Genomic DNA, 15,771 nt, shown 5'->3' with positions numbered 1-15,771 from the left:
TGACCGGTCCAAGCGCAGGAGGCCGGTGGCCGACCCGAGCCGCGAAAGACCGGTAACCGGTGCGGGCTCGGGGCCGGTGACCTTGCCGGCCCCAAGCCGTGTGACCCCGACTCGTCCGCCCGCCGCCGAGAGCGCTCAGGCGACTTCGGTGAGCTCCGGCTGGAGCACGGCGTCGAGCAGACCAGGGAAGCGGCGATCGAGGTCGTCGCGGCGGAGCGTGAGGAGGCGGCGGGCGCCCTGCACCCGGGAGTGGGTGATGCCCGCCTCACGCAGGATCCGCAGGTGGTGGGACATGGTGGACTTGCTGACCTCCAGCCCCGCGTCGTGCTGGATCCGGCCGCACGCCGACTCGCCCACGCGTGCCAGCGTCTGGACGGTCGCCAACCGCGCCGGATCGGCCAGGGCGGCGAGCACCTTGGGCAGGGTCAGCTCCTCGACTGGGGGATGGAAGACCTCATCGCTCACGGCCCGAGCATATTTCACGACGCCGTGAGTTCGACCATCGTCGTAATCGGCCCGGCACAGTCGCCCCGGAGCCCCGGAGCCGTCTCGGCGTAGTCAGCCCTGAGCCCCGGAGCCGGCCCGGGAGCCGTCCCGGCGTAGCCGGCTCGGAGTCGGCCCGGGAGCCGTCCCGGCGTAGTCGGCCCGGTCTGATCGGACGGATCGGCGCCCAGCACCCGTACGTCGCCGGATCCCGCCCGCTCGTAGCCCTCGATCACGTCGAGCGTGGTCGTCTTGCCCGCCCCGTTGGTCCCGAGCAGGGCGTACACCTCACCCGGACGGACCGCGAACGACACGCCGCGTACGGCGGTGAAGTCGCCGTAGCTCTGGTGCAGATCCCGCACCTCGATCGCCGTTTCCATGCTCCGAGGGTCCCGGGACGACGGGCGGCGCGGCAGTGCGCGGCGTCACCGGACGGGCATGAGGTTCGCGGGTGCCGGCCATGACATTCGTCAGGTCGGCTGCTCGAAGAGGGACTCCGAGGACAGGGCGGCGACGCCGTCGTGGCCGGACAGGCGAAGCGTGAGTTCGAGTTCGGCGAGCAGGCAGCGCAGCACGTGCCGGACGCCCTCCTCGCCGTCGAGCGCCAGCCCGTACACGTACGGACGGCCCAGCAAAACCGCCTTCGCGCCCAGGGCCAGGGCCTTGACGACGTCCGCACCGGTCCGTACGCCGCTGTCGAACAGCACCTCGATCTGGTCGCCGACCGCGTGGGCGACGATCGGCAGCGCGTCGAGCGAGGCGACGGCCCCGTCCACCTGGCGCCCACCGTGGTTGGACACGACGATGCCGTCCATACCGGCGTCCACGGCGCGGCGGGCGTCGTCGCTCTGCTGGATCCCTTTCAACGCGATCGGCCCGTCCCAGTGCTCACGCAGGAACGCCAGGTCGTCCCAGGTCAGGCCCGGATTACCGAAGACGCCGGCCCAGTGGGCGATCGGGTCCTCCCCGGCCTCGGCGGTGAAGACCGGGTCGGCGAGGTAGTTCTGGATCCCGACGCCGCGCAGGAACGGCAGGTAGGCGTTGTCGAGGTCGCCGGGCCGCCAGGCCAGCGTGAACGTGTCGAGCGTGACGACGAGGGCGGTGTAGCCCGCGGCCGCCGCCCGCTCCAGGAAGCTGACCGCCAGGTCGCGGTCGCCCGGCCAGTACAGCTGGTACCAGCGCGGACCCGCCACCTCCGCGACCTCCTCCATGCTGTGCGACGCGGCCGTGCTCAGGACCATCGGCAGGCCGAGGGACCGCGCCGCCCGCGCCACCGCGAGCTCCCCCTCCGGGTGCGCGATGCGGAGCACGCCGACCGGTCCCAGCAGCAGCGGAGCCGGCAGTTCCGCGCCGAGCACCCGCGTGCTGAGATCGCCGCCCGTGACGCCGCGCAGCATGCGCGGGACGATCCGCCGGCGCCGGAACGCCTCGCGGTTGGCGACCGCGGTGTCGCCGGTGCCCGCCGACCCGGCGATGTAGTCGTACGCCTCGGGCGGCAGCTTCTCGCGGGCGAGCGCCTCCAGGCGGGTCAGGTCGGCCGGCAGTGAGGGCAGGACGTCGTTCAGGCCGTTGAGGTAGATCTCGAACTGGAAGTCGGCGTACATCCGCGCTCCTTTTCCCGAGAGGGCCTCACGTTAACCCGCTCCGGCGGCCGCCTCACGTCAGCCGCCCGGGCCTCGCCGGGATCGCCCGTTTCACGATCAAAAACGGGTACGCCGCGGGTACGGGCCGAAGATGTCGTCGGAACCGGCAACAATGTCCTCATGGCACGACGCGGTTCGCAGACCCCTCCCCCGCCGGACTTCGAAGAGAACATCGTCGACGTCGATGTCTCCGAGGAGATGCGGGGCAGCTACCTCGAGTACGCCTACTCGGTCATCTACCAGCGGGCGCTTCCCGACGCGCGCGACGGGCTCAAGCCCGTGCAGCGCCGCATCCTCTACTCGATGAACGAGATGGGCCTGCGGCCCGACCGCGGGCACGTCAAGTGCGCCCGCGTCGTCGGCGAGGTGATGGGCAAGCTGCACCCCCACGGTGACAGCGCCATCTACGACGCGCTCGTCCGGCTCGCCCAGCCGTGGGCGATGCGGATGCGCATGGTCGACGGGCACGGCAACTTCGGCTCGCTCGGCGGCGACGACTCGCCCGCCGCGATGCGGTACACCGAGGCCCGCATGGCCCGCGAGGCCATGCTCATGGTCGAGAGCATCGACGAGGAGACCGTCGAGTTCCGGCCCAACTACGACGGCCAGGAGACCGAGCCGGAGGTCCTGCCCGCCGCGTTCCCGAACCTCCTGGTCAACGGCGCGTCGGGCATTGCGGTCGGCATGGCGACCAACATGGCGCCGCACAACCTCACCGAGGTGATCGCGGCCGCCCGCCACCTGATCGACAACCCCGAGGCGTCGCTCGAGGAGCTCATGCGCTTCGTGCCCGGCCCGGACCTCCCCACCGGCGGAAAGATCGTCGGCCTGGAGGGCATCCGCGACGCGTACGCGACCGGGCGCGGCACGTTCCGCACCCGCGCCACCGCGCACATCGAGCAGGTCACGCCCCGCCGCAAGGGCATCATCGTCACCGAGCTGCCGTACGCCGTCGGCCCGGAGCGCGTCGTCGCCAAGATCAAGGACATGGTCAACGCGAAGAAGCTGGCCGGCATCGCGGACCTGAAGGACCTCACCGACCGGCAGCAGGGCCTGCGCCTCGTCATCGAGATCAAGAACGGCTTCCACCCCGAGGCGGTGCTGGAGGAGCTCTACCGCCTCACGCCGATGGAGGAGACGTTCGGGATCAACAACGTCGCGCTGGTCGACGGCCAGCCGCGCACGCTGGGCCTGCGCGAGCTGCTCCAGGTGTACGTCGACCACCGCATCGAGGTCGTGCGCCGCCGCAGCATGTTCCGCCGCACCAAGCGGGAGGACCGGCTGCACCTCGTCGACGGCCTCATGATCGCGCTGCTCAACATCGACGAGGTCATCCAGGTCATCCGGTCCAGCGACGACTCCGCCGCCGCCAAGGCCGGGCTGATGGAGACCTTCGAGCTGTCGGAGATCCAGGCGCAGTACATCCTCGACACGCCACTGCGCCGCCTCACCAAGTACGACCGGCTCGAGCTGGAGAAGGAGAAGAAGCAGCTCACCAAGGAGATCGCCGCGCTCACCGCGATCCTCGAGTCGGAGCGGAAGCTCCGCAAGGTCGTCTCCGACGAGCTCGCCGAGATCGCCAAGACGTTCGGCACGCCGCGCCGCACCGCGCTGCTGGAGTCCACCGGCGAGACCACGACCGCCGCGGTGCCGCTGGAGGTCGCCGACGAGCCGTGCTTCGTCCTGCTGTCCTCCACCGGCCTCCTCGCCCGCACGATGTCCGCCGAGCCCCTGCCCGCCGACGGCCCCCGGGCCGCACACGACGTGATCGTCTCGGCGGTCACCGCCACCGCGCGCGGCCAGGTCGGCGCGGTCACCGACGCCGGCCGCCTGATCCGGGTGGACGTCATCGACATCCCCGCCATACCGCCGACGGCGTCCCCGCCGTCCCTCGCCGGCGGCGCGCCGGTGAGCGAGTTCGTCGCCCTCCAGCAGGACGAGACGATCGTCGGGATCGCCTCGCTCGACACCCGCGGCTTCGCCCTCGGCACCGAACAGGGTGTCGTGAAACGCGTCGCGCCCGACTACCCGAAGAACGCCGACGAGTTCGAGGTCATCGGCCTCAAGGACGGCGACCGGGTCGTCCGCGCGGTGCAGCTCGGCTCCGAGGACGACGACCTGGTCTTCATCACCAGCGACGCGCAGCTGCTGCGCTTCCCCGCCTCGTCCGTACGCCCGCAGGGCCGCGCGGCGGGCGGTATGGCCGGCATCCGTCTCGGCTCCGACGCCAAGGCCATCTGGTTCGGCGCCCTCGACGGCTCCCGTGAGTCCTTGGTCGTCACGATCGCGGGCAGTTCGACCGCGCTGCCCGGCACCCAGACCGGTGCGATCAAGGTCTCGGACTACGCCGACTTCCCGGCGAAGGGCCGCGCCACCGGCGGCGTCCGGGCGCAACGGTTCCTCAAGGGCGAGGACACCCTGCTGTTCGCCTGGGCCGGCCCGGTCCCGGCGAAGGCCGCCGGGATGACCGGCAAGGCGACCGAGTTGCCCACCGAGCTGGGCCGCCGCGACGGATCCGGCGAAAGGCTGGCAGCGCCGATCGCCGCGATCGCCGGCCCCGTCACGCTCGGCGCCCCAGGCGCAGCCGACCAGGCCGGAGACGCCGCCCCCGAGGCGGGAGAGCCTCCTCAGGAGTAACCCCGAGACGGACGGGCCGCCCACACGGTGGGCGGCCCGCCGTGCGGGAGGCCTGTCACGGGTGCGTGTGGGCACGCGAGGAGATGTCAGGAGACCAGGGCTTCGGGCTTGTCCGTGCTCGGCCGGCGCTGCGCGACCACGGCTCTGGCCAGCCGTGCCGTCAGCACCATCATCGTGAGCACCAGGGCCAATGCGATCCATGCGGCCACCTCTGCCGCCGTCGCGTACCCATCACGGTCGAGCACCGCGAAATAGATCCCGCCCACGACGGCAACACCGGTCACGCCGGCGAACTGCTGGATGGTGGAGAGCGTGCCCGAGGCGACGCCGGCCCGCTCGGGGGTGATCCCGGTCATCGGCGCGCCGACCAGGGACGGCAGGATCAGGCCGTTGCCGACGCCCATCAGGCCCATCGCGGTGAGCAGCCACGGGACCGCGACGCGGTGCCCTTCGGCCTGCAACCCGACCGCGACCAGCAGCACGCTGAGCCCGGTGATCGCCGCGCCCGCGGTCATGACCCGCAGGCCGTACTTGACGATCAGGCGCTTGCCCGCCAGCGACGTGACCATGGCCAGCACCGCCGTAGGGGTGAAGACGAGCCCTGCCCCGAGCGCGCTGTACCCGAAACCGGTCTGCAGGGTGAGGCTGATCACGAAGATGTAGCTGGAGAAGTAGGCCATGAACGCGGCGTTGATGGCCATGCCGATGGTGAACACCTTCCGGTGGAACAGCGTCAGGTCGAGCAGCGGCTGACCGCCGCGGGCGGCCAGGCGGCGCTCCCACATCACGGCGGCCCAGAACGCGGGCACGGAGGACACCAGGAGCACCCAGGTCCACACCGGCCAGCCTTCCTCCCGGCCGAGGACCAAGGGCACGAGTGCCAGCGCCAGCGATCCGGAGACGCCCAAGGCACCGATCCCGTCCAGGGCCGGGCGGCCGTTGGCGGTGGTGCGCGGCAGCAGGGCGGAGGCGAGGGCAAAGACGATCAGGCCGACGGGCAGGTTGATGAAGAAGATCGCCCGCCAGCCGAGGCCGAGGACGTCGGCGCCGAGCAGCAGACCGCCCAGCAGTTGGCCGCACACGCCGCTGAGTCCGCCGGTGACGCCGAACCACGCCAGCGCGCGTGGCCGTTGCTCCCCAGGGATGACGGTGGTGATGAGAGCGAGTACCTGCGGCACCATGGCGGCGGCCGTCAGTCCCTGCAGCATGCGGGCGAGCACGAGTTGGACCGGACTTTGCGCCAGCCCGCAGAGCACGGAGGCCAGGGTGAAGGCCGCCACACCCGTCAGGAACATCCTCCGTCGGCCGAGAAGGTCGCCCAGACGGCCCCCGAGGACGAGCCCGGCGGCGTAGCTGAAGACGTAGCCGCCGACGACCAGTTCCAGTGCCGCCGCCCCGGCACCGAGGTCGGACTGGATGGCGGGAAGAGCGACGTTGACCACGTTGCCGTCGAAGCCGTACATGAAGAAGGCCGCCAGGATGACGGGCAGAAGGGGCATGAAATCCTCCGTTATTGACAGATCAGTCAAAAACTTGGGCACACGAAGACGCTTTCCCGCCAACACTCAGGCGCGCAGGTCGGCGACCACCGCGTCGACGGTCTCGTGCAGCGACCCGGGGTCGTAGCCGGCCTTGGCCTGCACGAGCAGACCATGGAAGGCACTCATCACCTGGCGAGCGAGCAGGCGGGCCGGCCGGTCGGCCCGGATCTCACCCTGGACCCTGCCGTCCTCGATCGCCTCCACCAGCGCCGCTTCGAGCTGAGTGAAGCACTGGCGGGCCAGCGCTGACAGCTCGGGTTCCGCACCGGCCAGTTCAGTGACGGTATTGACCGCAAGGCAGCCGCGACGGTCGGCCACCGTCCGATCCACGCCACTGAGCATGAGCCACCGAATGCGCTCAAGCGGCGGCCGGTCGGCCTGAATCGCGTTCTGCCCGGCCGCACCCTTGTCCCGGTAACGGTGCAGCGCCAGCTCGAACAGGCGCCGCTTGCTGCCGAAGGCGTTGTAGAGGCTGCCGCGGAGCATCCCGGCCCCGTTGATCAGATCATCGGTCGAGGTCGCGGTGTACCCCTTGGTCCAGAACGTCTCCATCGCCGCCTCGACGGCCGCATCGGCGTCGAACTTCCTTGGGCGTGCCATACCGGCAGATTGCCAGTTTTTGATCGACCTGTCAAAAATCATCCAGAGGACGCAGCATGCAGACCCGCGGCCAGCGGCCCAGGCCGAGGGCGGCCTCTCGTCGGCGAATGGCGCGCAGGTCAGGGGTGAGCTCGTCGTCCGTCATCGGCCGGAATCCGCACCGCAGGTAGTACGGAGCGTTCCACGGCACGTGCTCGAAGGTCGTCAGGGTGAGCGCGGACGCCCCTTCGCCCCCGGCCTGGGCGGCCAGGTGGTCGAGGAGTGACCGGCCGATCCGGCGGCGCGCGCTGTCCGGATGCACCGACACCTGCTCCACGTGCACCCCGGCGTCGATGCGCGCGGCGATGAGGTAGGCGACCGGCCGGTCGTCCGCGTCCACCGCCGCCCACGCCATCCCGGCTTGTTGGTAGTGGGCGAGCTCGCCGAGCGGAAGCGGCTCGTCCCCGGCGATCTCCGGCATGTCGACGTCGCGGAACAACCGGCCGGCGACCACCTCGATGTCCTGGAGGATCGGGAGATCATCGGCGTCCACCGCACGGATGCGCATCCGGTCATCTTCCCCGCCCCGCCGGCGACGGGCATCCGAATTTCCGTACGGCCGGTGACGACCGGCGCCCTGTCGCCCGTGCGGCGGGCGCCCGGAGTCCGGGCGCTCGCCGCTCCGCCGGTCAGCGGCGCAGTGAGCGGCCGCCGCCCCGCTGTGCGGGGATCTTGGGAGGTTGGACGGTCTCGGCGATTGCGTCGAGCAGGTCCGCCGGCCCGCCGCAGGCCTCCTCGTAGTGCCAGAAGCGCACGATGCGCTCGGCGACGTCGTTCAGGCGGAACTCATCGCCCGAGAAGCACCCGGCCGCGGCGAGACGGGCGATGACGGCCGCGTCGTCCGGGAGATCGGCGGCGTACGCCGCGGCGTCGAGGAGGGCGACCGCGCTCCGCGCGTTGCGCCCGTCGTCGCGTGCGTCGGCTCGATTGAGTCGCCACCAGGCGTGACGACGCAGGCATTCAGCGATCATGCGGGACTTCCGCATGCGGCCTCCTTGGAAAGGCATTCACTCCGAACAATGGCGCACAGTAGTCGACAAAAGACTCACTGTCACCGCCGATGTCGTCAGACCGCCGAGAACACACCGACCCCTTGCCTTCCGATGAGCCGCGATTGCCCTCACGTCCAGGGTTGGATCATCCGGGCGAGGCGAGCCCCTTGCGGTAGGCGTACGTCACGGCCTGCGCCCGGTCGCGCAGCCCGGCCTTCGCGAACAGGTTGTTGATGTGCGTCTTCACCGTGGCCTCGCTGATGAACAGCTCCTGGGCGATCTCCGCGTTGGACTTTCCCTCGGCGATCAGCACGAGGACCTCCGCCTCTCGCTGGGTCAGCCCGTCCGGCAGGTCGCCCTTGCGGCGCCGCGACGGCTGCGCGCCCGCGGCGAGCGCGTCGACGAGCCGCCGCTGGACGGACGGGTCCAGCTGCGCGTCTCCGTCGCGTACGGCCGCGATCGCGCGGGCGATCTCGTCCGCGCCGGCGTCCTTCGTCAGGTATCCGCGGGCGCCCGCCTGCAGGGCGGCGAACACGGACTCGTCGTCGCTGTAGGTCGTCAGCACGACGATCTGCACGGCGGGATGCGCCGCCTTGATCCTGCGGGTGGCCTCCACGCCGTCGACGCGCGGCATGCGCAGGTCCATGAGCACGACCTCCGGCTCGTGCTCGGCGACGAGCCGCAGCGCCTCCTCACCGTCGGCCGCCGACCCGACCACCTCGATCCCGGGCAGCAGCCCGAGCAGCAGGACGAGGCCGTCGCGTACGACGGTCTGGTCGTCGACCACGAGGACGCGCGTCACAGCGGCACCCTGAGCAGCACTCCGAACCCCTTCTCCTGCGGACCGGCGTCGAGCGTGCCGCCGATCAGTTCGGCGCGCTCGCGCATCCCGACCAGACCGTAGCCGCCCCCGGTCGCGGCGAGCGGCCCGGGCCCGGCAGCGCCCGTGTCCCGGACCTCCAGCTCGCACCAGTCGTCGAGGTAGCGCAGGTCGATCGCGACGTCCGCACCCGGCGCGTGCTTGCGGGCGTTGGTCAGCGCCTCCTGCGCCGTGCGGATGACCGCCAGGCCGGCCTTCGGTTCCAGCTCGCGGGGCTGCCCGGTGATCGTCACCTCGCAGCGGACGTCGGCGAGGGACCGATGCTCGTCGGCGAGCTCACGAAGCACTTCGTCGGTCGGCGGAATGTCCCCGCGCAAGGTGGCCAGCGCCCGGCGCGTCTCCTCCAGCCCGCTGCGGGCCAGACCGCGGGCGCGCTCGACCCGGTCGAGCGCCTCGTCCGACCTGCCGTTCGCGATCAGCAACCGGGCCCCTTCCAGGTGGACGAGCTGGGCGGACAGAGAATGGGCCAGAATGTCGTGGATCTCCCGGGCGATGTGGGCCCGCTCGGCGAGCACGAGGTTCTCCTGCTCGGCCCGCCGCGTCGCCTCCCGGATCTTGCTCCCCCTCACCCCGGCGAACATCCCGGCAAGACCGATGAGCGCCCATAGGTCTCCCAGCCGACCGTGCTGCAGTACGTACCCGAGCCCGATCGCGAAGCCCGAGATGAAGAACGTGGGCAGCGAGCGGCGCACCGAGTAGTACTCCGCGGCGAACCCGGACACCGCGAACAGCAGGGCACTGGCGGGCCGGGCCGGCGCGCTCACGTAGAGCAACAAGCCGACGAAAGCGTCGGCGGCGAAGATCAGATGGCCGTACGGCCACCGGGACCGGTGGGAGATGATCCCCAGGACGAACCCGGACACCGCGAGGAGCACTCCGACGGTGTACGCGAGGTCCGTACCGTGCAGTCCGAAACCCGGCCGGCGCGGACCGTGCAGCATCGCGTAGCCGAACCACAGGAGGCCGGCGACGAGCGCGCCGATCCGGATCAGCGTCCGCTCCCGGCCGTCCGCACCGTTGACGGCGGCGCGCACCTGGTCGAGCAGGTGGCGCCGGCCGCGGAGGAAACCGGGGGTGGTCACGCGTCAACGCTAACCGGCACCGGGAGGGTACGGGCACGCCAGGCGAGCACGAGGTTCTGGGTGAGCATCCAGGCGGCCACGGACACCAGGATGTCGCCCGTTCCGGCCTCGACCCCGGCGGCGTACCCGAAGGCCACGGCCCCGCCCCGTACGGCGATCGAGGCGAGGAAGACCCCGAAGGTCGCCCACGTGCCACGGCTCCAGACGGACCCGTCGCTCTCCCGCCACACCCGCATCGTCGCACCGAGCCCGCAGCCGAGCGCGAGCGCGGCCACGACCTCCCCGGCCAGCAGGACGGTGGCGAGCACCGGGTGGTGGGGATCGATGACATGGCCCTGGCCGAACCCGACGACGGCGAGGATGAGGGGGAGGACGTACGGCCTGTCCGCAGCGACACGCCGCGCCGCGAACCGGCGGTAGATCACGAAGACGACGACGGCGGCGATCAGCAGGCCGTTGAGCAGATCGTGCATGACCTCCACGGTAGGAATCCGTCGCCCGCGACGGATCGGAGCCGGGTTGGATCCCTACCTCCTCCACCCCCGGGTGGAGCCCTCACGGCCGTGATCGACATATGGGTGCGAGCGGACTTCTAAAACACGGCAAAGGTCCACACTCGGCGACGGAGCACTCACAATGTGAGCCGATATGGAATTGGATTATTCGCATGTCCGGAAACGGCCAGGCAGTTCGCCCGTTGTTCTCCGTCGTGACCGTGGTCGGCGACCGCGTCGGCGTGTGAGGATGTCAATCTGTTCGATCGATTCCTCCTGGGCAAATTCCCGACTTACCGCCGGCAATCCCTTCTGTGGAGCCCTTGATGAAGAGTCTCGCTCAGCATTCCGATCTCGTGATCGCGGCCGTGATGGCCGACATCGCCATCGTCCTGCTGGTCGGCGCCGTCCTCGGCCGGCTGGCCCGGTATCTGAGACAACCGCCGGTCGTCGGTGAGATCGTCGCCGGCATCGCGCTGGGCCCCAGCCTCCTCGGGCTGCTGCCGGGCAACCCGACCGCGCACATCTTCCCGACCGAGGCACGGCCGTATCTGTCGGCGATCGCGCAGGTCGGCCTGCTCGTCTTCATGTTCGGCATCGGCTGGGAGTTCGACAAAAGGCTCCTGAACGGGCGGCGCGGCGCGGCGGGCGCGGTCTCGATCAGCTCCATCGCCCTCGCCTTCGGGCTCGGCGTCGGCCTGGCCACGATGCTGTACTCCCACCATGACACGGTGAAGGGCCACCACACCTCGTTCACCGCGTTCGCGCTGTTCATGGGCGCGGCGATGTCCATCACGGCGTTCCCGGTGCTGGCCCGGATGCTGACCGAGCACCGGATGATGGGCACGCGCGTCGGCGCTCTCGCGCTGGCCAGCGCGGCCGTCGACGACGTGCTCGCGTGGTGCCTGCTCGCGCTGACCGCGGCGATCGTCACCGCGGGCGGCGCCGCCGGGGACATGGCGCAGATCGGCGTCCTGTCGGCGATCTACGTGGCCGTCATGGCGCTGGTCGCGCGCCCGCTGCTGGCCTACCTGACCCGCCGGATGGTCCGCGACCGGGTGCCGCCGCTGTACGTCATCATGCTCGTCGCCGGGCTCTTCCTGTCGTCCTACGCCACCACGTGGATCGGCATCCACGCCATTTTCGGCGCCTTCGCCTTCGGCTTCATCATGCCGCGCGAGCCGTTCGAGGTGCTGGCCGACGGCGTCAAACGGCCGTTCGATGGAATCAGCATGGTGCTGCTCCCGGTCTTTTTCATCGTGACGGGCCTGAACGTCGATATCAGCGCCATTTCCGGCCGCGGTGTCATCGAACTGATCGCCATCGTCCTGGTCGCCTGCGCCGGCAAAATCGTGGGCGCGACGATCCCCGGAAGGCTGACCGGGATGCCGTGGCGTGAGGCCGGCACCCTGGGCCTGCTGATGAACACGCGCGGCCTGACGGAGCTGATCATCCTCAACGTGGGCCTCAGCCTCGGCGTCCTCGACAGCCAGATGTTCACGATGATGGTGCTGATGGCCCTCGTCACGACGGCACTGGCCGGCCCGCTCCTGCCGAACGCCCCGGCGTCCCCGGACGAACTGGCCGGCCGGCGCTCCACACGCTCGGACCAGACGCAGGCGGCATAGCCGCGGCGGTCCCGCGCGATCGCGTGCGGCCGGCGGGGCCACGACCCTGCCGGCCGCCACACGGGCCGGCCCTGTTGCTCAGTGGCTGGGTCAAGACGGCCCGCGCCCCAGGCCGGAACCTCGACGTACGGCGATGCGGACTCAGCTGGAACCGTGGCGGCGCCGCCGGGTGGGCAGGGTCCAGCTTCGGGGGCCGAGCAGCGCGATCGCGGCGGGGAGGAGGACTCCGCGCACGATCGTCGCGTCGATGATGATGGCCACCGCCATGCCGACGCCCATCATCTTGTACTCGATGGCCGTCAGCGTGACGAAGACGCTGAACACCGCGGTCATGATGACGGCGGCGCTGGTGACGACCCCCGCGCTGCCGGCGATGCCGCCGACCACCGCGTCCCGGGTGTCCGCTCCCGTGGCCCAGCGCTCGCGGATCCTGCTGAGGATGAAGATGTGATAGTCCATGCTCAGCCCGAACAGGATCACGAACATGAACACGGGCAGCCACCCGACCACCCCGCCGTACGAGCGGAAGCCGAGCAGCGAGCCCAGGTGACCGTCCTGGAAGACCCAGGTGAGCACCCCGTACGCCGCGCCGATCGACAGCAGGTTCAACGCGATCGAGATGACCGGGACCGCCAGGGAGCGGAACGCCAGGACGAGCAGGACGAACGCCAGGACCAGCACGAAGGCGAACACGAACGGCGTGCGGGCCTCCAGTTGCCCGGCGAAGTCGTGGGCGACGGCGGTCTTCCCGGCGACCGCGTAGTCGATGCCGTCCACCCGGCCGAGCGTCGCGGGCAGGGTCCGGTCGCGCAGCGTCTCCAGGGCGTGGTTCGCCGCGTCGTTGTTCCGGAAGTCCGCCAGCGGCACTCGTACGACGACGACGCGGTCCACGGTCACCGCGGAGATGGGCTCGCCGAGGGCGCGGTCACCGGCGGCGACGCGCCCGCGCAGGTCGTCGATCGCCCGGTTCACCACCGAGCCGTCCACCGAGCCGCCGTTCTTCGCCCAGATCACCACCCGGGCCGGTGCGGGCGTACCGGGGAACGCCTCCTGCATGCGGAGCGCGGCGTCCACCACCGGAACGCTGCGCGGCAGGCTGTCGGTGGTCGCCGCGTCCTGCAGCCGCATCCCGAACGCGGGCAGCGCCAGCACGGCCAGGGCCACGGTCGCGGCCCCGCCCCACAGCAGCGGACGCCGTACGACCGCACGGGCGACCAGTGACCAGGCCCGGGACTCCGTGGCCGTGGTGCGGCGGCGGCCGAGCCACGGAACGCGGGCCTTGTCCACCCACCGGCCCAGCAGCGCCAGGAGAGCGGGCAGGACCGTGACCGAGCCGACCATCGCCAGGCCGACCACGAGGACCGATCCGGCCGTCAGCCCGCGGAAGTTGTCCAGTCCGGTGAACAGCAGCCCGCAGAGGCACAGCATGACGGTCAGCCCCGAGACCACCACCACGCGACCCGACGTGCGCGCGCTGATCCGCAGCGCCTCGGCGACCCCGCGCCCGGCTGCGCGTTCCTCCCGCTCACGGCGCAGGTAGAACAGGGAGTAGTCGATCGCCACGGCCATGCCGATCAGCAGGACCATCGACGACGTCGCGCTGTTCACCGGGACCCAGTGGGCGATCACCTGCAGGAAACCGAACGTGCCCACCACGGTGGTCACCGCCAGCAGCAGCGGAATGCCCATCGCGATCAGCGACCCGAAGACCACGAGCAGGATGAGCACGGTGAGCGGCAGCGAGACGAACTCCGCGCTCTTGAAGTCCCCCTTGATCCCCTGGTCCACGGCGAGCGTCAGGCTGTGGTCCCCCGCCTGCGCCAGCCTGACCTGCGGATGGCGGGCCTGGACCGACTCCACGGCCCGTACGGCCGCGTCGTAGTGGGCGTGAAGCAGGTCGTCCGGACCCGCGATCTGGAACGTGACAAGCCCGGACCGGCCGTCCTTCGACACCAGCCGGTTCACGACCGACGGCGAACCGTCGTCGCCCAGCGGGGAACGTACCTCGGCCACCGCGCCCGGTGTCCGGCGCAAGGTCAGCACGAGATCGCGGGTGGCGTTCCGCAGCTCGGCGCTGTCGGCGAACCGCTCCCCCGCCGGCGTACGGGCCTGGACGAGGACGTTCTCCTCGATCGGCACGTACGCCCGCTGTGCGGACAGCACCCGATCGGCACGGCCGGACTCTCCGGGGTCCGTGCTGTTCATCGTGTCTCCCGGCATCAGCGCGCTCGAGAGTACGGCGACGATGACGAGCGCGAACCAGCCGATGATCGCCAGGAGGCGGTGCCGGATCGACCAGCCGGCGATCCGCTCGACCAGGGCCCCCTGCCGGGGTGGGTCGGTCGCGGCCGAAGGATCGGCCGGCCCGGCAGGCGGGCGGGTCGATTTGCCAGTAGGCAGCATGAACTGCTGTCCTTTCCGAGAAGGAGCGTTCCTGTGAGAGCTCGCCCTGAGGGCGAGGTGGTGCTTCTTCGTCACCTGGGCCGTCGAGTTGCAGCTCGGCGGCCCAGGGCAGGTCTGTCACTCGACCGTCTGCAGGATCCTCTCGAGTGACTCCATCCGGGACTGCATCTCCGCGAGACGCCCGCCCAGCTCCGTCAGCAGTTGCTCGGTGCTCCGCTGGGCTGCGAGGGCCTCTTCGGCGATCCTGCGATACTCCTGCTCCCGTATGACGAGGACCTTGGCCCGCCGGGTGGCGGCGAGCTGCCAGATGGTCACCGTGATCACGCAGGTCAACAAGGCGAACAGACCGAAGGCGCCGACGGCCTCCGCCAAACCGTGCCCGTCACTCATGAAGATCCCTTCGTTCCGTCGCCCGGCCCTTCGCCCGGCGTGCTCAAGGTTCGTTCCGCGGCTTCGAGAACCTCGGGCGTCAGCTCGATCGCGAACGCGTTGACCTCGTAGAACTTCATCGCCTTGCCGTCCTCCGACACCTCCATCCGCGCCGAGACGAGGCCCGCCGCCTCCAGCTTCCGCAGGTGCACCTGGAGCAGTGGCCGGCTGATGCCCAGCGTGCGGGCGAGTTCGCTCACGTACGCGCGCTCCCGCGCCAGCGCCGCGATCACCCGGATGCGGTGGGGATTGGCCAGCGTCGCCAGTACGCGCACCAGCTCGTCGCCGTTCATCTGAGCCGGCCCATCGCGATGGCGGACATGCAAAGAAATGTTAGCAGGTGCCGTATCGCATTGGCATGAGGCCTCAGCCGGACACGACAACGGCCGGCCTACCCCGATCGGGGCAGGCCGGCCGTTGTCACGCGGCGCGCCGTCGGCGGCGCGCCGGGGATGTCAGATGTCGATGCGAGCCTCGTCGAGCTCGGTGGCGCCGGCGGCGATGAACTGCCGGCGCGGGGCGACCTCCGACCCCATCAGCAGGCAGATCTTCTCCGCCTCCTCGGCTCCCTCGATACGGATGCGGCACAGCACCCGGTGACGCGGATCCATCGTCGTCACGGCGAGCGTCCGCACTCACCAAGCACGACTTGCCGCTTGATCGGCGCTGCAGGTGAGCAGGCCACCGATACCGGAGACCAGATTCGCATCTTCATAGACGGACAGGTCATAGGTATCTCCGTCGTAATTGAAGGCCGCGATCTCCCGTACAGGAAGTCCAGCAAGGTCTTCGGAGATCCATTCGTAGCCGGGCCGGGTTAGTTCGCTTGCGATGCGCGCTTCATATGCCGCCGCACAGGGCGTTTGCCTCCAAAGGAGACTGAGCCGCGAAAGCCCTTCCTTCGAACTGATGGCGATCAT

16 protein-coding genes and 1 pseudogene are annotated in these 15,771 nt (G+C 70.5%); 2 read left to right on the top strand and 15 right to left on the bottom strand.

What is annotated here, in order from left to right:
- Positions 1 to 135: 135 nt before the first annotated feature.
- The 3 genes from ABEA24_RS22350 to ABEA24_RS22340 all read right to left on the bottom strand — a co-directional run bounded on the left by ABEA24_RS22350 (position 136) and on the right by ABEA24_RS22340 (position 2,087).
- The gene (locus tag ABEA24_RS22350; protein ID WP_345432926.1) at positions 136 to 465 is read right to left on the bottom strand and encodes an ArsR/SmtB family transcription factor; all 330 of its coding nucleotides are present in this window, start codon (positions 463 to 465) and stop codon (positions 136 to 138) included.
- Positions 466 to 479: 14 nt separating this feature from the next.
- Positions 480 to 863, bottom strand: coding sequence for an ATP-binding cassette domain-containing protein (locus ABEA24_RS53625; RefSeq protein WP_425551219.1), 384 nt, complete (start codon positions 861 to 863; stop codon positions 480 to 482).
- A gap of 90 nt (positions 864 to 953) precedes the next feature.
- Positions 954 to 2,087 (bottom strand): lactate 2-monooxygenase, encoded by a 1,134-nt coding sequence (locus tag ABEA24_RS22340; protein WP_345432925.1) that lies wholly within the window; start codon positions 2,085 to 2,087, stop codon positions 954 to 956.
- Between the two features lie 159 nt (positions 2,088 to 2,246).
- Between ABEA24_RS22340 and ABEA24_RS22335 the strand changes: the two genes are divergently transcribed.
- Positions 2,247 to 4,763 carry a DNA gyrase/topoisomerase IV subunit A gene (locus tag ABEA24_RS22335; protein WP_345432924.1) on the top strand — a complete coding sequence of 839 codons (2,517 nt, stop codon included), beginning with the start codon at positions 2,247 to 2,249 and terminating at the stop codon, positions 4,761 to 4,763.
- An 86-nt stretch (positions 4,764 to 4,849) separates the two neighbouring features.
- Here ABEA24_RS22335 and ABEA24_RS22330 read toward each other — a convergent pair whose 3' ends face one another.
- The 7 genes from ABEA24_RS22330 to ABEA24_RS22300 all read right to left on the bottom strand — a co-directional run bounded on the left by ABEA24_RS22330 (position 4,850) and on the right by ABEA24_RS22300 (position 10,370).
- On the bottom strand, positions 4,850 to 6,262 hold the full coding sequence (locus ABEA24_RS22330) for an MFS transporter (protein WP_345432923.1): 1,413 nt from the start codon (positions 6,260 to 6,262) through the stop codon (positions 4,850 to 4,852).
- Between the two features lie 66 nt (positions 6,263 to 6,328).
- Positions 6,329 to 6,946 carry a TetR/AcrR family transcriptional regulator gene (locus ABEA24_RS22325; protein ID WP_345432922.1) on the bottom strand — a complete coding sequence of 206 codons (618 nt, stop codon included), beginning with the start codon at positions 6,944 to 6,946 and terminating at the stop codon, positions 6,329 to 6,331.
- Positions 6,936 to 7,451 carry a GNAT family N-acetyltransferase gene (locus tag ABEA24_RS22320; protein WP_345432921.1) on the bottom strand — a complete coding sequence of 172 codons (516 nt, stop codon included), beginning with the start codon at positions 7,449 to 7,451 and terminating at the stop codon, positions 6,936 to 6,938. Before ABEA24_RS22320 ends, ABEA24_RS22325 begins: the two co-directional genes overlap by 11 nt.
- Before the next feature lie 121 nt (positions 7,452 to 7,572).
- Complete coding sequence (locus tag ABEA24_RS22315; protein ID WP_345432920.1) at positions 7,573 to 7,929, bottom strand: hypothetical protein; 357 nt, start codon at positions 7,927 to 7,929, stop codon at positions 7,573 to 7,575.
- 151 nt (positions 7,930 to 8,080) lie between these two features.
- Entirely contained in the window at positions 8,081 to 8,737 is a 657-nt protein-coding gene (locus tag ABEA24_RS22310; RefSeq protein WP_345432919.1) for a response regulator transcription factor, read from the bottom strand.
- Complete coding sequence (locus tag ABEA24_RS22305; protein WP_345432918.1) at positions 8,734 to 9,897, bottom strand: sensor histidine kinase; 1,164 nt, start codon at positions 9,895 to 9,897, stop codon at positions 8,734 to 8,736. Before ABEA24_RS22305 ends, ABEA24_RS22310 begins: the two co-directional genes overlap by 4 nt.
- Positions 9,894 to 10,370, bottom strand: coding sequence for a hypothetical protein (locus tag ABEA24_RS22300; RefSeq protein WP_345432917.1), 477 nt, complete (start codon positions 10,368 to 10,370; stop codon positions 9,894 to 9,896). The genes ABEA24_RS22305 and ABEA24_RS22300 overlap by 4 nt, the downstream gene beginning before the upstream one ends.
- Positions 10,371 to 10,717: 347 nt before the next feature.
- Here ABEA24_RS22300 and ABEA24_RS22295 point away from each other — a divergent pair, with 347 nt between their 5' ends.
- On the top strand, positions 10,718 to 12,019 hold the full coding sequence (locus ABEA24_RS22295) for a cation:proton antiporter domain-containing protein (RefSeq protein WP_345432916.1): 1,302 nt from the start codon (positions 10,718 to 10,720) through the stop codon (positions 12,017 to 12,019).
- A 141-nt stretch (positions 12,020 to 12,160) separates the two neighbouring features.
- On the opposite strand, the gene ABEA24_RS22290 is transcribed toward ABEA24_RS22295, so the two are convergent.
- The 5 genes and pseudogenes from ABEA24_RS22290 to ABEA24_RS22270 form a co-directional block, all read right to left on the bottom strand.
- The gene (locus ABEA24_RS22290) at positions 12,161 to 14,422 is read right to left on the bottom strand and encodes an MMPL family transporter (protein WP_345432915.1); all 2,262 of its coding nucleotides are present in this window, start codon (positions 14,420 to 14,422) and stop codon (positions 12,161 to 12,163) included.
- A gap of 117 nt (positions 14,423 to 14,539) precedes the next feature.
- Entirely contained in the window at positions 14,540 to 14,812 is a 273-nt protein-coding gene (locus ABEA24_RS22285; protein WP_345432914.1) for a hypothetical protein, read from the bottom strand.
- A complete protein-coding gene (locus tag ABEA24_RS22280) occupies positions 14,809 to 15,144 on the bottom strand; it encodes an ArsR/SmtB family transcription factor (protein WP_345432912.1) in 336 nt (111 codons plus the stop codon). The genes ABEA24_RS22285 and ABEA24_RS22280 overlap by 4 nt, the downstream gene beginning before the upstream one ends.
- Positions 15,145 to 15,306: 162 nt before the next feature.
- Positions 15,307 to 15,477, bottom strand: a pseudogene (locus ABEA24_RS22275) (hypothetical protein); the annotation flags it as partial.
- A 9-nt stretch (positions 15,478 to 15,486) separates the two neighbouring features.
- Complete coding sequence (locus ABEA24_RS22270) at positions 15,487 to 15,771, bottom strand: hypothetical protein (protein WP_345432910.1); 285 nt, start codon at positions 15,769 to 15,771, stop codon at positions 15,487 to 15,489.

It is taken from the genome of Actinoallomurus vinaceus, from assembly GCF_039542055.1.
Classification (GTDB): domain Bacteria; phylum Actinomycetota; class Actinomycetes; order Streptosporangiales; family Streptosporangiaceae; genus Actinoallomurus; species Actinoallomurus vinaceus.
Note: the sequence above shows the minus strand (reverse complement) of the source record. Positions and strands in the feature narration are given on the sequence as shown.

What these genes read in the sequence shown, in the direction of transcription:
- ABEA24_RS22300 (WP_345432917.1), bottom strand. Translation starts at nt 10,370, where the DNA reads ATGCACGATCTGCTCAACGGCCTGCTGATCGCCGCCGTCGTCGTCTTC.
- ABEA24_RS22270 (WP_345432910.1), bottom strand. Translation starts at nt 15,771, where the DNA reads ATGATCGCCATCAGTTCGAAGGAAGGGCTTTCGCGGCTCAGTCTCCTT.
- ABEA24_RS22320 (WP_345432921.1), bottom strand. Translation starts at nt 7,451, where the DNA reads ATGCGCATCCGTGCGGTGGACGCCGATGATCTCCCGATCCTCCAGGAC.
- ABEA24_RS22340 (WP_345432925.1), bottom strand. Translation starts at nt 2,087, where the DNA reads ATGTACGCCGACTTCCAGTTCGAGATCTACCTCAACGGCCTGAACGAC.
- ABEA24_RS22325 (WP_345432922.1), bottom strand. Translation starts at nt 6,946, where the DNA reads ATGATTTTTGACAGGTCGATCAAAAACTGGCAATCTGCCGGTATGGCA.
- ABEA24_RS22315 (WP_345432920.1), bottom strand. Translation starts at nt 7,929, where the DNA reads ATGCGGAAGTCCCGCATGATCGCTGAATGCCTGCGTCGTCACGCCTGG.
- ABEA24_RS22335 (WP_345432924.1), top strand. Translation starts at nt 2,247, where the DNA reads ATGGCACGACGCGGTTCGCAGACCCCTCCCCCGCCGGACTTCGAAGAG.
- ABEA24_RS22280 (WP_345432912.1), bottom strand. Translation starts at nt 15,144, where the DNA reads ATGAACGGCGACGAGCTGGTGCGCGTACTGGCGACGCTGGCCAATCCC.
- ABEA24_RS22290 (WP_345432915.1), bottom strand. Translation starts at nt 14,422, where the DNA reads ATGCTGCCTACTGGCAAATCGACCCGCCCGCCTGCCGGGCCGGCCGAT.
- ABEA24_RS22295 (WP_345432916.1), top strand. Translation starts at nt 10,718, where the DNA reads ATGAAGAGTCTCGCTCAGCATTCCGATCTCGTGATCGCGGCCGTGATG.
- ABEA24_RS53625 (WP_425551219.1), bottom strand. Translation starts at nt 863, where the DNA reads ATGGAAACGGCGATCGAGGTGCGGGATCTGCACCAGAGCTACGGCGAC.
- ABEA24_RS22330 (WP_345432923.1), bottom strand. Translation starts at nt 6,262, where the DNA reads ATGCCCCTTCTGCCCGTCATCCTGGCGGCCTTCTTCATGTACGGCTTC.
- ABEA24_RS22285 (WP_345432914.1), bottom strand. Translation starts at nt 14,812, where the DNA reads ATGAGTGACGGGCACGGTTTGGCGGAGGCCGTCGGCGCCTTCGGTCTG.